Origin of the sequence: Filimonas lacunae (genome assembly GCF_002355595.1) — a bacterium.
Lineage (GTDB): Bacteria > Bacteroidota > Bacteroidia > Chitinophagales > Chitinophagaceae > Filimonas > Filimonas lacunae.
Genome location: NZ_AP017422.1, coordinates 4,248,560 through 4,263,210, shown reverse-complemented (window position 1 = coordinate 4,263,210; position 14,651 = coordinate 4,248,560). Strand labels below are relative to the sequence as shown.

Below are 14,651 nucleotides of genomic sequence, written 5' to 3'. Positions count from 1 at the left end.
CATGGCTTCTGTTAACTTTTCTATAGCCAGGGTGCATTTAACTTCTAAAGTAAAGCAAACGATTGTGGCATTGCTGGGGGTAACGTTTGGCATATCCATGTACATTTTTATGAACAGCTTTATGGCAGGGGTAAACAATACACAAACCGACCTGGCTTTTACCTCTATGGCCCATATTAGAATTTATAACGATGGCCCGGCCGATAATACCAACCTGGTAAATAAAGTATATCCTGCCGGCACGTTAGCGCATATCAGCAATGCCAAGGTGATACAATATACCACGGGTATTAAAAACAGCGCCGCCATACAGGCGCTGGTGCAAAAGCAGCCCGAGGTAACAGGTGTAGCGCCACAGGTAAATATTAATGTATTCTTTCGCAACAGTGGTAATAAGCTAAATGGCACGTTAAGCGGGGTAGATGTAGAAAGTGAGGAGCGGTTGTTTCATATATCCCAATACATGTTACAGGGAAAATGGGACGATTTGAAGTACCGGCCCGATGGGGTGTTGCTGGGTGAAGATCTGGCGCAAAGCCTGAGTGTGAACATGGGGGATAATATCAATGTGCTTACTTCAGATGGCATCAGCCATAACTATAAACTTATTGGCACTTTCCGCACCAATGTAAAGCAAACCGATAAGGCTAAGGCTTATATCAACATCACGGCTGCCCGCCAGTTGCTTTCCGAAAACCAGCAGTATGTAACCGATGTGCAGATGAATGTGCAGGATTATGAGAAAACAGAAGCCCTGGTGCAACGCATAGCGCCGGTAGTGCCTTATAAGGTAGAAAGCTGGCAAACGGCTAACGAGCAATTGCAGGCTGGTTCCAAGCTGCGTAATATTATTGCTATGGCTGTTTCGTTAACTATTCTGTTGGTAGCCGGTTTTGGTATTTATAATATCATGAACATGACCATTAACGAAAAAATACGTGAAATCGCTATTCTCAAGGCCATGGGCTTTTCGGGTAAAGATGTTACGGAAATATTTTTAACCCAGGCTATTGTAATAGGCGTGGCGGGTGGCGCAGTAGGCATGACGCTGGGTTTTACCATTGCTAAAATAGTCAATCATATTCCTTTCCGTATTGCGGGGCTTAATACCCTGCCTATGACCTATCAGCCTAAAGTGTATATAATGGCTTTTGTGTTTGGGTTGATCACCACGTTTATAGCTGGCTACCTGCCGGCGCGCAAGGCTTCTAAAATTGATCCGGTAGAAATTATAAGAGGATAATCATGAGTAGTGAAACCGCCTTACAGGCACAACATATAGTCAAGTACTTTACCCAGCCCGAAAAGTTTCAGGTGTTAAAAGACATCAGCTTCGAGGTGAAGAAAGGGGAATTTTTATCGCTTACCGGTAAGTCGGGTTCTGGTAAATCCACCTTGTTGTATGTGTTGTCTACTATGGACACCGATTACCAGGGGCAGTTGATTATTAACGGTGAAAAACTTACCGGCTGCACACAAAATCAGCTGGCGGCTTTTCGCAACGAGCATATTGGTTTTGTGTTCCAGTTTCATTACCTGCTTACCGATTTTTCGGTGCTGGAAAATGTAATGCTGCCGGCATTAAAGCTGAACAAAAAAAGCAGGCAGGAAATAGAGTCTAAAGCCTATGCTAATTTGGAATTGCTGGGCCTGAAAGATCAGGCCCTTAAAATGGCTGGTAAATTATCGGGCGGGCAACAGCAGCGGGTGGCCATAGCGCGGGCCTTGATTAACGATCCATCCATTATTATGGGGGATGAGCCTACCGGCAACCTCGATTCAAAGAACACACAGGTGGTATTTGATATATTTAAACAGCTTACGCGCGAGCAGGGACAAACGATCATTGCCGTTACGCACGATGAAGATTTTGCCCGTAACAGCGACCGGGTTATTGATTTAAGTGATGGAAAAATACTGTAGTCCGTTATATTTACGAAGTGAAGAAGTACAATCTCGCCATAGGGATACCGGTTAGCCTGCTGATAGCAGCGTTGGTGAATTTGCCCCGTATATTTATAACAGGAAATACGGGGGAGTTTGTGCAATATACGCTGGCATACTTTGCATTCGCCTGTTTGTCGTGGATGGCTAATCAGTGGTTTATCCGCGCCGCCTGGTTTAAAAAGCCGGTATATGGCAAACTATTGTATTTTCTCATCCCGCTTATCACGGGTGTTTCGTTCTGTTATGTGTTCGACTATTCTTTCATACACAATTTTCATACTGTTTTTCATAACCCGCTTCTCGACAAAACCCGTAAGTTTTTAATTATTGTGTTACGGGGTACGTTATTTAATATGTTGAATGCTTTCCTGGTATTGCATATTCATAAGATGAAAGAGCATGAGCAGAGCAGGTTGGAGCTGGAGCAATTAAAGCGGGCACAACTACAGGCAAATATGGTGTTGCTGAAAGAGCAGTTAAGTCCGCATTTTATGTTTAACACCTTAAACACACTTACTACCCTTACAAAGGAACAAAAGGTGATTGATTTTGTAGAACAACTAAGCAATGTATACCGTTACCTGCTCAGTCATCAAAAGCACGACTGGGTGCCATTAAAAGAAGAACTGGAGTTTTTACAGTCGTACCTCTATATCATTAAAACACGGCTGGAAAATGCTATAGACATTTCTATAGAAGTGGGGCAGGAGGTGTGGGATTGCAAGATACCGCCGCTTACCCTGCAACTACTCATCGAAAATGCTGTTAAGCATAATATTACCGCCAGTTCGCGGCCTTTGCACATTCGTATATACACCACTGCGGAAGGATTAGTGGTGATTAATAACCTGCAGCTGAAGCAATCCGTGGCATCCTCCTCCGGTATTGGATTAAATAATATAGCACAGCGTTATCAGTTATTGTATAATGCTACTATCCAGATAGAACATACATCCGATCACCAGTTTAAGGTAACATTGCCTTTACTACTATGAAAGTATTGATTATAGAAGACGAATCGAGGTTGGCCCGGCAGCTGGCCGATATACTAATAGCCATCAATCCAGCTATAGAAGTGGTGGCTATGCTGGAATCGGTAGAGCAATCGGTACACTGGTTACAAACGCATACACAGCCGCAATTGATATTTTCTGATATTCAACTGGCGGATGGGATAAGCTTTGATATTTACCAGCAGGTGCGTTTGCAATGTCCCATTGTGTTTTGTACGGCATTTGATGAATACCTGATGAATGCTTTTGACACCAATGCTATCAGTTACCTGTTAAAGCCTATTACGGCAGCTAAGGTAAAGGGGGCGTTAGACAAGTTTACGGCCTTGCAGCAATCGTTTCAGCAAGAAAAGGCGGGACATGCCTTGCAGCAGGCGCTACAGCAAATAAAGCCGGCTTATAAAACCAGCTTGCTGGTAAACCTGCGCGAAAAAATTATCCCTGTTCAAATAAAAGACATCGCCTATTGTTACCTGGATAATACAGTGATAGAGTTATGCACCTTACAGCAGCAAAAGTATTTTACTACCAACAGCCTGGATGAACTGGAAAAATCGGTAAACCCGCAACAGTTTTACCGGGCCAACCGGCAGTTTCTCATCAACCGGCAGGCGGTGAGTAATGTAGAACGGTTGTTTTCGCGCAAACTGGCGGTGCAGCTGGTAGTAGATACGCCGGAAGAGGTGATGGTAAGCAAAATAAAGGCGGTTGAGTTTTTGCAATGGCTGGAAGGTGGCGAATAAAATAGGGCTGCCTGAACAGGCAGCCCGCACTTCCCGGCACATGAGAAAAGCCGGCGAAGCAAGATGTTTTAATTAGGATTAGTAACGGCTGCGCTGGTTGCGTCAGGTGCATTTAATTCTGTTTCATCGGCAGGCACATCCCAATAACTAAGAAAGTTATAGTTGATAATGGCGTGGGTGTTGAGTACACCGGCAGAGGTTAATACAACGGCATTACTACGGCCGCCTCCTGCAGACACGTCTTTAATCACGCCCCATCTTCTGGCATCATAAAAGGCCGTGCCTCTGAACACCAGGGCTACGCGTCTTTCCCGGCGCAGCTCTTCCTTAGCGGCGTCCAGGCTTAAACCGGTTCCGGCTACAGCGGGCAAATCTGCGCCCTGGTAGGCTCTTACGGCATCAATCAGGGCTAGCCCTTGTTCAATGCTGCCTGTGTATATCAGCGCTTCTGCCCTTGTTAAGGCATTTTCTTCATAGCTGCCGTTAATGTACAGTTCAAAGTTGCCTGGGGTAAGGTCGCTTAAAGTAACCGTACCCGAAATACCATTGCCTGCATCTTTTAAGTACCAGCGTGTGCTGAAGGTAAAACCACCTACCTGGTTGAGCACCGGGGTGCTGCGTTGCACATAGTTATTACTTAACCTTTGGTCGCCGGTTTTATATTCCTGTATCAGGCGTTCACTGATGGTAAAGGTTTTAGAAGGGCCGGTGCTCATAGCGGTAGCAGAGCCACTCGAGGCACTCATAAAGCCATTGGTGCTGGTGGTACGTGCGGTAAACACATAGTCGCCTTCTTCTATGCCATTGCTGGTAAGGGTAAGAAGGGTATTCCAGTCAGCACTGGTCATAGCGCTTACTTCTTTATTGGTGATCAGGTTTCTTGCTTTCAGTGTATTTATGTTGTGTAGCCACATGGTGGGTGTTAATACGCCGCCGTGATCAGCTATGGTAAACTCCGGAATCAGCTGTGTTAACAAAGCTTCATAATCATCAGTGTTGCTAATGCCTGATAGAATTGTAGCGGCCGCATCTAGGTTTCTGTTGGCCTCTGCAACAATGCTGTCATGCACTACATAGTGATTATTGGTAAGCAGGGCGGTGTTGTTGATAAGACCAGCATAGTACAGTGAGCCAATGCGGGAATAGGCATATCCTTTCCACCAGTAAGCCCATGCTTTCAGCGTATTGCTTTTGGTGGCAGCATCACCTGAAAAAGTAACATTGGGTATTACGGTGAGCAGGTTATTACAGGCATTGTTCAGGCTGTACATATAACCCCATTCGTAATAAAACGCGTTAGAAGGGCGCGCGCTTCTGGCGTTGGAGGTGCGCAGCAGGGTGCGTTGGTTGGAGGTATTGGTAATTTTAGTGTTATCGTCCAGTTGCACATAGGCAGGTAAGTTAATGGTATTAATGCTTTGGTTACTGGCGGTAGCGGCAATATTATCCGCCAGTAACTCCTGGTAGCCATAACACAGCGAGAAAAAGCTGCTGCCTAACCAGTTAAGTCCGCTAAGCGATACGCCATTAAAACCATTCTGGTATATCGCCCCTTTAGCCAGCAGGGTAATGCCGCTTTCTGTTTGTGCATCGCCCAGAGTGGGATTGTTGGGATTTTCTATATTCAACTGTTTTTTACAGGAAGTGCCTGCTGCAATAGCGCCCGAAGCCAGAAGTACAAAAAGATATTTATACGGTTTCATATTGTTGTTTTTGACTGTTAGAAAATTAGAACCCGATGTTTAAGGCAACCTGGTACGATCTTACGTTAGGCATAGAGTTATGATCTATCCCCCTGTCCCATGCCGAATTAGTACTGGAAGAAGAGTTGATCTCAGGATCGAAGCCACTGTATTTGGTAACAGTCAACAGGTTCCTGCCAGATAACACCAGTTGTAATTTTCTGAACGTTTTGATAGGAAACACCTGGGCAAGATCAAAGCCAAGAGCAATGTTTCTCAGTCGTAAAAAAGAAGAGCCTTCAAAGTAGTAGTCCTTAGTACCGTTACGTGCAGCACCGTTCAAATCGCCAAAATAGGCGGCATAGGCGCTTCTGTAAAAAGCTGTATAGGCTTGTGTTTGGCCGTTAATGGTAATAGGCTTGTCAAAGTCGCCATGAATACCATCCCTGTACATCCATTCTTTGGTTTGGTTATACAGGTGTGCGCCGTAAATCCAGTCAAACTGGAATGAAAAAGTCAGGAAATTTTTATAGGTAAAGCTGTTGATGAATGACATGTTGAATTTAGGAGTCGTGTTGCCTAAAGAAAACTTGTCGTTGGTAAACTGGATCGCTTTGGTGGTGGTGTCTACTAACATGCCATCTACAAAACCGTATTTGCCATAATCTTCCTTAGCGAGGTAAGATGTTCCATTCAATCTTTTTTCATCCAGGCTTCTGATCGCTTTATAGCCATAGATCTGGCCTATATTCTGACCTGGTGTTAACACCAGGCTGGTAGCGCCGGCGCTGGTAGTAAGTATAATGTCGCCACCTTTAATAGCATCTACTTTTGAAACCTGCTTATTAAAGTTGGTGGTGAAGTTCCAGGTAAAGTTTCTTGATTCAAATGCAGTTACATTTAAAGAAGCCTGCAAGCCATGTGAGACTAAAGTAATAGCGTTGTCTTTTACGGTATTGGCACCGGTAGAAGGGGCGGCACTTACATTGTAAATGGCATTATCTGTTTTTCTTTTCCAGTAAGTAGCGCTTACGTTCACCTGGTTCAGCCATCTGCCGGCAAGTCCTTTAATAGCAACGTCTGTACCCAATTCCAGCTCTGTAGATACTTCCACATCCAGGTTGGGGTTTTTTTGTGCCGTTGGTAAATAGAATGCGAGGCCGTTTCCTATGTTAGTGGTGCTCAGGGTTACATATCTGTCAAAAGGCTGTGGTTGAATACCTGCCTTGCCATAGGCACCACGCAGCTTAAATTCGGAAATAGTGTTTTTGATACCGCCATTTTGCCAGAAGTTAAAAGATGATAAGCGCACATAAGCATCACCACGCGGGAAAGTGAATAGTTTGGAACCTTGACCAAAAGCACTGGAATAGTCTCTCCTTACACCGCCCGAAAATCCACCATAGTCGCCGATGTCTACTTTTTGGTTAATCAGGTAACCGTATGTAATGAAAGGCGTGGTAAGATCGGATACTACCTGCTGCGAAGCAGTGGATCCCATATTGTATTTTTCATAGGTAGGAAGGCTATAGCCATAGGTGATGTATTCGGTAGAACGTGTTCTGCGGTGGTCAAAGGTTAACTGTGTACTGGTAGTGATAGGAACGTTCCAGCCAAAGTCTTTTCTGAAATCTGTTCGTATGTAAGCAGTGGCCAGGAAGTTCTGAAACAGGTCTCTGTAGTTGAAATTGTCAATCTCACCGGTATTGTCGCTACCGTTATAGTAGCCTGCCCATGAACTTTCATAGTTGGAGTTAATATTTCCTGTCTGGTTCTTGTAAATATAGTTAATGTCCTGTACCGTATAGTTCACGCCATATTTAGCATCCAGTTCCAGAAACTTATTCACTACATAGTTGGCCTGCAGGTTTTGAACAATGTCTATTTTGTTATCCCTGCTTTGGGTATATTGAAAGTCATAAAAAGGGTTATATCCGTTTACACTGGTAACGGCATTGTCAGGATAGTAGGCATAAGGATAGTTGCCGTCATCCAGCTTTTTAGTCAGGTCCACAAACGGCGCCACGTTCATCACGTTAAAGATGTTGCTGTTACCTGTGCCATAACCTGGGTGCAGTGTGTTGCGGGTATAGATCAGTTGTGTAATAGAGCGTAATTTAAATCCTTTGAAAAGTTCTATACCAATGTTAGAAGAGAGGTTGGTGCGGTCAACAAAACCATTTTGCGTTATAGCGCTGGTTTGATGGCTGTGTGACATACCAAAAGAATAGTCTACTTTATCACCACCACCCGTAATGATCACATTGTTGTTGATGGAATTGGCGTTGGCAAAAAGCTGCTTGAAGTGATCGTAATATTTCAGGTTATGATCATACGATTTATTATAAACGTTCAACGGGTTGGCCATCGCATGTGCATAGCTGCCTGCTGCATAAGCCCAGGTAACCCCCTGGTATACGCCGTTTTCATCCAGTTCTACAATGTTGCCCGCATTATCTATTACATTGCCGGAGGCATCTGTTTTAAAGCTATGTTTGGTAGCTTTATGAACTTTGCCTTTGTTAATGTAAGCATCAAAGCTAACGCTGTTATTTACATCAATGGTAAGAATACCTTTTTTCCCCTTTTTACTAAACAGTTGAATTACACCGTTGGCGCCCTGCGCTCCATAGATGGTGGCTGCACCTGCGCCCTGTACTACTTCCACGCGGTCAATGGCACTCGCGTCCAGGGTATTCAGGTCGGTAGAGTTTACCTGTATGCCATCCAGTAATATCAGCGGCTTTGTACCATTCTGAATGGTGTTAATACCACGTAACAAAATACTGGCTGGTGCGCCGGGTGTACCGGTTGTAGAAGAGATCTGTGCACCGGCTATCTTACCTACCAAAGCCTGGTCTAAAGAGTTGGTAGGTATTTGCGGTAGCTTGTCTGAGGATACCGTTTCTACTGATATGCCCAGCTTCTTTTTACTGGTGGCCACACCAATACCAGTTACTACTATTTCACCCAGTGTTTTAGTGTCTGATACCAGCGATATAGATCCTAATGAAGCAGTGGCGCTTACCTGTTTGTTCTCAAAGCCAACAGCCGAAATGATAATGGTGGCGCCTGGTTTAGCGCTAATGCTGAATGAGCCGTCGTTGCCGGTAGCAGTGCCTCCTTTCACGCCTTTTATCTGGATGCTGGCTGCAGGTATTGCAGCTCCTTTGTCGTCAGTAACAGTACCAGTTACCTTAATAGTATTCTGTGCAAGGGCATAAAGGTATAGCCCGAATAGTGCCACCAGGCACGAAATGAACCTTGTTCTCATGATTGTGCAGTTTTAATATATCAGGAATAATGAAAATGAGTGCATGTCCTGACAGCGGATGTGCAGTAGTTGTTGGTTGTGAGCATAAAATGGCCTCACAGGTGGCGTATGTAATAAGCCGCTGTTTTCTCATGTGCTTTAGTATGTGCATTACAGTATAAGATTCAGGATCTTATACGTGTTATAGTATCAATAGTGAATATGGCAGGAAAATCGAAGCAGTTAATTTGTATGCAGTGTCGGTTATAGGATAAACTTAATAAATGTTTTTAGTAAATAAAATAATTTAAAAAAAATATTATTTTATTTATTTCCTGATATTAGTGCTGCTGTGTAAAAACAGGAGTGCTTGCGTTTTGAAAGTAGTTGATTAGTAGAAGATGTGTTGGTTTATGGTTGTAACATCTATATTTTTGTGATGTTATATAATAGACCCCTAAACTTTTTAAATAAAAAAGCATGGACATACATAAAGATGATATCAGGTTTAGACTGATGGGCGAAGAGGTAATGGTAAGCCTTAAGTGGATGCGGGGAGCATCCCGCTATAATAACGGAGCCACCCGCTATGGCCGTAAATACCATTTACGACTGGTATTGGGTAGGGAAAAAGAAAGGCTCTATTTTAAAAAAATGCAGGGGAGTGAACAGTCCTAATAAGTTCACTCGCTTTTTTTACACAAGATAGTGCTGACTCAATAGGCATTGCGATTTCTATTCTTTTGAATGAGGGGTTTGAAAAATAAAATAAGCAAAGGGGGTAGCTTCAATAGTAGGAAGCTGGCCCCTTTGAGTTTTGATCACTGCTTACTGTTTTCGAATGGTCTGCTTTCGGTTGGGGCCTGTTGATATATAAGTAACAGAGACATTCAGTTCTCTTTCCAGAAAATGGATGTACTGTAATAAAGCCTTAGGCAACTGCTCCAGTTGGGTAGCCGCTGTCAGTTCTTCCTGCCAGCCTTCCAGTTCTTGTAAAACAGGGGTAGCTTTTGTGGTGATGATTTCGTAAGGCATATAATCAATAAGGGAACCATTATGCCGGTAGTGGGTACAGGCATATATTTTGTCTAGTCCACTAAGTACATCAGCCTTCGTTAGAACCAGTTGGGTTACACCGTTGAGTTGGATAGCATATTTCAGCGCTGGCAAGTCAATCCAGCCTGTACGGCGTGGTCGTCCGCTTACAGCACCAAACTCCCGGCCTTTACGGCGTAGCTCCTCACCGGTTTCATTCATCAGCTCCGTAGGGAAGGGGCCTTCTCCCACACGTGTGCTATAAGCTTTTGCAATGCCTATTACCTGTCCTATACTATGTGGCGACACACCTAAGCCGGTACAGGCGCCTGCTGTGGTGGTATTGGAAGAGGTGACGTAAGGGTAAGAGCCAAAATCAACATCCAGCATGGTGCCTTGTGCGCCTTCTGCCAGTATCTTTTTGCCCTGTTTCAGATAGTTGTTCACCAGGTGTTCGGCATCTATCAATGGAAACTGCTTTATCAGTTCCACCGCTTCAAAAAACGCTTGTTCTCTTTCACTAAAATCGGTAACCTCTCCATACAAAGCCTGTAGCAGGGAAGTATGTCTTTGAACCAGTTGCTGATAACGTTGTGTAAAATCGGGCAAATGTATATCGCCAATACGCAAACCATTACGGCCTGTTTTATCCGTATAGGCGGGGCCAATGCCTTTTAATGTAGAACCTATTTTGCGGTCGCCCATCTTTTTTTCGGCTGCCATATCCAGCAGCTGGTGGGTAGGCAGGATCATGTGTGCTTTCCGGGCTATCACCAGGTTCTTTTTGGCCAGCAGGTCGTGGCCTGCTTCGCGTAGCCTGGTAAGTTCCTGTTGCAGAGCTACAGGATCAATCACTACGCCATTTCCTATTACATTGATGGTGTTGGGGAAGAAGATGCCGGAAGGGATGGTGTTGAGTACAAACTTCTTTCCCTCAAACTCCAGTGTATGCCCTGCATTAGGGCCACCCTGAAAACGGGCCACCATATCATAGCCGGCACTCAGCACATCTACTATTTTGCCTTTGCCTTCATCTCCCCATTGGAGTCCTAATAAAACGTCAATAGCCATATGTATGTTTATTTTTTATTGCGGAATGGGCATGGCGTTGCCAGCCCGCTCTATCAGCAGGAATGTCTTTTTATGTAATAATGGTAAGAGGTATTTACAGAATGCTTTTCCGGATGCGGCTAAGCGAAGAAGGGGTAATACCTAAATAAGACGCCAGCATGGTAAGCGGAACACGATTGGCCAGGCCGGGATAGTATTCCAGAAAATGCAGGTAACGTGTTTGCGCATCTTGTACCAGCATGTTACTGGTAGCTCTTAACTTATTTTCCAGCACATAGGAAGTGATTTTGTAAAAAATGTCGCGCCAGCCGGGAATGGTATTAGAGAGTTCGGTAAAGTCTTCCCTGGAAAAGGCCACAACTTCACAATCGGTTATCGCTTCAATATATTCAGCAGAAGGCATATCGTCGCGAAAGCTGTTGATATCTACCACAAACCTGTTTTCATACACAAAATACCGTGTAAAGCTTTCCCCCGCTTTATCATAATAACAAACGCGGAATACTCCGTTGGTAACATAACCTATTTGCCGGGCCACCTTACCGGCTTCTGAAAAATAGCAGCCCCTGCCCACCGCTTTCAAATGCGCCCTGGAAAGTATCAGGTCGCACTGCTGCTGGTTCAGGTGCCCAAATTGCAATAAATAGGCAATCAGCTCTTTCATTACCCAAAATTATCACAATAGCGGGTACGGTAAATTGTCATTTGGCAAGTTCATGAACGGGAAAAGGAAATCGCTTAGGTATATGAAACGAAAGCGCCTCATGGGGGGGATGAGGCTGCTTTCTGCTCTAGTATCAATTGATTAACAAATCGATACGACAAAAATACGCGGCTGCCCTATGCTGCACAATCACTGTTTTCTGGTAATTTATAATGGTGTGTGTACAAGTGCCGGGGGATGTGGAAGTTTATACGGAAGAAATTGTAGTTGTGCAATATGCCGGTGTACCTGTGCATTATGGCCGGGAAGTTTGTACGGAGAATAATGTACTTGTGCAGTATGGTCCGGCACCTTTGCATAATTGTGCGTACAATGTTCCGCGTCGAGCGTACAATGTTACGGATGACCGGGAGGTTTGTACGGAAGAAATTGTACGGGTGTAATATGATTATGCACCTTTGCATAATTGCGTGTACAAAGTTACGCGTGGTGCGTACAATGTGCCGGATGACCGGATACTTTGTACGGGTAATATTGTACAGGTGTAAAATGATGCTGCACCTTTACATAGTGATGGGTACAAAGCACCGCGTCGTGCGTGCAATGTTACGTATCATGCGGAGGATGTTACGCGTGGTACGTCAGATGTGCAATGCGGTGCTGCACATCTGCATTATGGCGCGTACAAAGTATCCGGTCATACGGGAGTTTGTACGGGTAATATTGTACGGGTGTAAAATGGTGCTGCACCTGTGCATAATGATGGGTACAAAGTACCGCGTCATGCGTACCATGTTACGTATCATACAAAAGATGTGTAGTGGTATGCGGCATTTTTATTTTAGGGTATTGCACATCTTCCGTGTTATACGGCAACTATGCTACCGGCTCAACAAATTCCAGGCGCTCAAAGTGGCATTTTAAAAGTGAAGATGCCCGCGCGAATCCATACTGCCATGAATGCCTGAGATGACCTTCAGGTCTTCCAGAAAGATGCTGATAGGCTCATTATTTTAGCTGATTTGGTATATAATTGTACTATATTTAGTGTAAATATGTACTTTTATTCTCTAAAGATGTCTATAAGTGAACTATAATCTCCTTAAGCAAGTCATTTCTATGATAGAAGCCTTTGAATTGCAGAATATTCATGGGCAGCATTCTGGTGATATAGAAGGATGGGTATCCTGGCTGGTCAGCAATCACTTTCCTGGCAGTAAGCCAGTTTCCGAACCCAATTGGGAGGGGAAAGAAAGAGGTCGTAGTGCAGAAAGCATCATTAATACCTTGATAGTGCACTTAAACCGGTATGCGAGAACTTATTCCCGTTCGGCCATTGCAGATTCTGAATTTTCTACGCAGGAAGAGTTCATCTATCTTATTAACCTGAATGCATTCGGAGCTATGAGTAAAATGCAACTTATTAAAAAGAATATCCAGGAAAAGCCTGTGGGGATGCAGATTATCAACCGCTTGCTGGAGAAAAACTGGATTGAACAGGTGGATTCTGCAACAGACAAGCGAAGCAAGGTTATTTCTATCAATGAAAAGGGGAAAATGGTGTTAGCTATGCAGATGGAAAAAATAAAAAAGGCTTCCCGCATAGTAGCGGGCGACCTCAGCCACGCTGAAAAAATGGAGTTGATACGCCTGCTGGGTAAGCTGGAAGCATTTCACCAACCTATTTATCAGCAGAACCTTCCTGCCGAAACACTATTAGATACGGTAGCAGCACAACATGCCTTTCTTCAAAATTAAGCTACCATGAGAAAAAAGATAGCGGTTATTGGTTCTGGCTTTTCTGGCATTGCCGCTGCTGCGTACGCAGCGCAGGCCGGTAATGAAGTACATGTTTTTGAAAAAAACAGTACGTTAGGAGGAAGGGCCAGGCAGTTTACAACAGATAACGGGTATACGTTTGATATGGGGCCCAGCTGGTATTGGATGCCGGATATTATTGAAAACTTTTTTACAGATTTTAATACCAGTGCTGCCAGCTATTACCAGTTGGTAGCACTGAATCCCCAGTTTGAAATGGTGTTTGATGGCGAAGCTATGGCCATTCCGGAGCGCTACGAAGATTTACAGCTGTTGTTTGAATCTATTGAACCTGGTGCCGCTTTGCAGCTGGACAGGTTTATGAAAGAAGCGCAATACAAGTATGAAGTAGGCATGCGCGATTTTGTAAATAAACCCTGTCATTCCTGGTTTGAATTTGTATCGTTAAAAATTGCCAGAAGTGCGCTTAAGCTGGACTTGCTTACTAGCTTTCGTAAGCATGTAAGGCGCTTTTTCAGCGAACCGAAGCTGATTGCATTGATGGAGTTTCCTGTGTTATTTCTGGGGGCTATGCCCGAAGATATACCCGCGCTGTATAGCCTGATGAACTATGGAGGGTTGAAATTAGGCACCTGGTATCCATTGGGTGGATTCATCAAAATAATAGATGCCATGGCGGCTATTGCCCGGCAACAAGGTGTTACCTTTCACGTAAATGCTACGGTAGAAAAGGTGAATGTGCAAAATAATCGGGCGGTATCGGTAACGGTCAATAGCCGTGAAATTCCTTTTGATGCTATTATTGCCTCATCCGACTACCATCATACCGAGCAGCAATTGCTGGAAAAGCCCTACCGGAATTATGACGAAGCATATTGGGAAAAGAAAACCTTTGCACCTTCCTGCCTTATTTATTATGTAGGGGTAAAGGAGAGGGTTCCTGGCCTTACACACCATACCTTGTTTTTTGAAAACGACCTGCAGCTGCATGCGAATGAAATATACAAGGATAAAAAATGGCCTACGCAACCGCTTTTTTATGTGTGCTGTCCTTCTAAAACAGATAAGATGGTAGCGCCCGCCAACCACGAAAACCTGTTTTTGCTTATGCCCATAGCAACCGGTATTGAGGACAGGGAAGCCATCAGGGAAAAGTATTTTTTACAAATGCTGCAACGCATTGAAAAGCATACCGGGGCAAGGGATTTGTTGCAGAAGATTGATTATAAAAAAAGTTATTGCATTTATGATTTTACACATGATTACAATGCCTATAAGGGTAATGCCTATGGGCTGGCAAATACCTTACGGCAAACGGCGGTGCTTAAACCAGCCATCCGTAATAAAAAAATTAAAAACTTGTATTACACCGGCCAATTAACTGTTCCCGGTCCGGGTGTGCCGCCTTCCCTTATCTCTGGAAAAATTGCAGCAACAGCCATCAATAAACTAAAGATTTAACCG

The 14,651-nt window shown here is 44.1% G+C and carries 11 protein-coding genes; 7 read left to right on the top strand and 4 right to left on the bottom strand.

Features of this window, described 5'->3' with window-relative positions; genetic code table 11:
* Position 1: 1 nt before the first annotated feature.
* The 4 genes from FLA_RS16965 to FLA_RS16950 are packed head-to-tail and all read left to right on the top strand — an operon-like array spanning position 2 to position 3,703.
* Positions 2-1,243, top strand: a complete 1,242-nt coding sequence (locus FLA_RS16965) for an ABC transporter permease (protein WP_076381475.1) — start codon at positions 2-4, stop codon at positions 1,241-1,243.
* Positions 1,244-1,245: 2 nt separating this feature from the next.
* Entirely contained in the window at positions 1,246-1,923 is a 678-nt protein-coding gene (locus tag FLA_RS16960; protein WP_076381476.1) for an ABC transporter ATP-binding protein, read from the top strand.
* Positions 1,924-1,940: 17 nt separating this feature from the next.
* Positions 1,941-2,942: a sensor histidine kinase gene (locus FLA_RS16955; protein ID WP_144264128.1), complete on the top strand. Its 1,002-nt coding sequence runs from the start codon at positions 1,941-1,943 to the stop codon at positions 2,940-2,942.
* Positions 2,939-3,703, top strand: a complete 765-nt coding sequence (locus tag FLA_RS16950; protein WP_076381478.1) for a LytR/AlgR family response regulator transcription factor — start codon at positions 2,939-2,941, stop codon at positions 3,701-3,703. The genes FLA_RS16955 and FLA_RS16950 overlap by 4 nt, the downstream gene beginning before the upstream one ends.
* A gap of 68 nt (positions 3,704-3,771) precedes the next feature.
* On the opposite strand, the gene FLA_RS16945 is transcribed toward FLA_RS16950, so the two are convergent.
* Both FLA_RS16945 and FLA_RS16940 read right to left on the bottom strand, forming a co-directional pair.
* Positions 3,772-5,406 (bottom strand): RagB/SusD family nutrient uptake outer membrane protein, encoded by a 1,635-nt coding sequence (locus tag FLA_RS16945; protein ID WP_076381479.1) that lies wholly within the window; start codon positions 5,404-5,406, stop codon positions 3,772-3,774.
* A gap of 25 nt (positions 5,407-5,431) precedes the next feature.
* Positions 5,432-8,659 (bottom strand): SusC/RagA family TonB-linked outer membrane protein, encoded by a 3,228-nt coding sequence (locus tag FLA_RS16940; RefSeq protein ID WP_076381480.1) that lies wholly within the window; start codon positions 8,657-8,659, stop codon positions 5,432-5,434.
* A gap of 459 nt (positions 8,660-9,118) precedes the next feature.
* Here FLA_RS16940 and FLA_RS16935 point away from each other — a divergent pair, with 459 nt between their 5' ends.
* The gene (locus tag FLA_RS16935; RefSeq protein WP_076381481.1) at positions 9,119-9,316 is read left to right on the top strand and encodes a hypothetical protein; all 198 of its coding nucleotides are present in this window, start codon (positions 9,119-9,121) and stop codon (positions 9,314-9,316) included.
* Between the two features lie 150 nt (positions 9,317-9,466).
* On the opposite strand, the gene FLA_RS16930 is transcribed toward FLA_RS16935, so the two are convergent.
* Together FLA_RS16930 and FLA_RS16925 are read right to left on the bottom strand one after the other, a co-directional pair.
* Positions 9,467-10,744: an adenylosuccinate synthase gene (locus FLA_RS16930; RefSeq protein WP_076381482.1), complete on the bottom strand. Its 1,278-nt coding sequence runs from the start codon at positions 10,742-10,744 to the stop codon at positions 9,467-9,469.
* 94 nt (positions 10,745-10,838) lie between these two features.
* Positions 10,839-11,408: a Crp/Fnr family transcriptional regulator gene (locus FLA_RS16925; protein ID WP_076381483.1), complete on the bottom strand. Its 570-nt coding sequence runs from the start codon at positions 11,406-11,408 to the stop codon at positions 10,839-10,841.
* 1,119 nt (positions 11,409-12,527) lie between these two features.
* On the opposite strand from FLA_RS16925, the gene FLA_RS16910 reads away from it, so the two are divergent.
* Both FLA_RS16910 and FLA_RS16905 read left to right on the top strand, forming a co-directional pair.
* A complete protein-coding gene (locus FLA_RS16910) occupies positions 12,528-13,166 on the top strand; it encodes a MarR family winged helix-turn-helix transcriptional regulator (RefSeq protein ID WP_197705801.1) in 639 nt (212 codons plus the stop codon).
* A 6-nt stretch (positions 13,167-13,172) separates the two neighbouring features.
* The gene (locus tag FLA_RS16905; protein ID WP_076381486.1) at positions 13,173-14,648 is read left to right on the top strand and encodes a phytoene desaturase family protein; all 1,476 of its coding nucleotides are present in this window, start codon (positions 13,173-13,175) and stop codon (positions 14,646-14,648) included.
* Positions 14,649-14,651 lie beyond the last annotated feature (3 nt).

Bases quoted from the DNA above. Each gene is read 5' to 3' on its own strand.
- FLA_RS16940 (WP_076381480.1), bottom strand. From the start codon at position 8,659: ATGAGAACAAGGTTCATTTCGTGCCTGGTGGCACTATTCGGGCTATAC.
- FLA_RS16925 (WP_076381483.1), bottom strand. From the start codon at position 11,408: ATGAAAGAGCTGATTGCCTATTTATTGCAATTTGGGCACCTGAACCAG.
- FLA_RS16935 (WP_076381481.1), top strand. From the start codon at position 9,119: ATGGACATACATAAAGATGATATCAGGTTTAGACTGATGGGCGAAGAG.
- FLA_RS16930 (WP_076381482.1), bottom strand. From the start codon at position 10,744: ATGGCTATTGACGTTTTATTAGGACTCCAATGGGGAGATGAAGGCAAA.
- FLA_RS16905 (WP_076381486.1), top strand. From the start codon at position 13,173: ATGAGAAAAAAGATAGCGGTTATTGGTTCTGGCTTTTCTGGCATTGCC.
- FLA_RS16910 (WP_197705801.1), top strand. From the start codon at position 12,528: ATGATAGAAGCCTTTGAATTGCAGAATATTCATGGGCAGCATTCTGGT.
- FLA_RS16950 (WP_076381478.1), top strand. From the start codon at position 2,939: ATGAAAGTATTGATTATAGAAGACGAATCGAGGTTGGCCCGGCAGCTG.
- FLA_RS16945 (WP_076381479.1), bottom strand. From the start codon at position 5,406: ATGAAACCGTATAAATATCTTTTTGTACTTCTGGCTTCGGGCGCTATT.
- FLA_RS16965 (WP_076381475.1), top strand. From the start codon at position 2: ATGGCTTCTGTTAACTTTTCTATAGCCAGGGTGCATTTAACTTCTAAA.
- FLA_RS16960 (WP_076381476.1), top strand. From the start codon at position 1,246: ATGAGTAGTGAAACCGCCTTACAGGCACAACATATAGTCAAGTACTTT.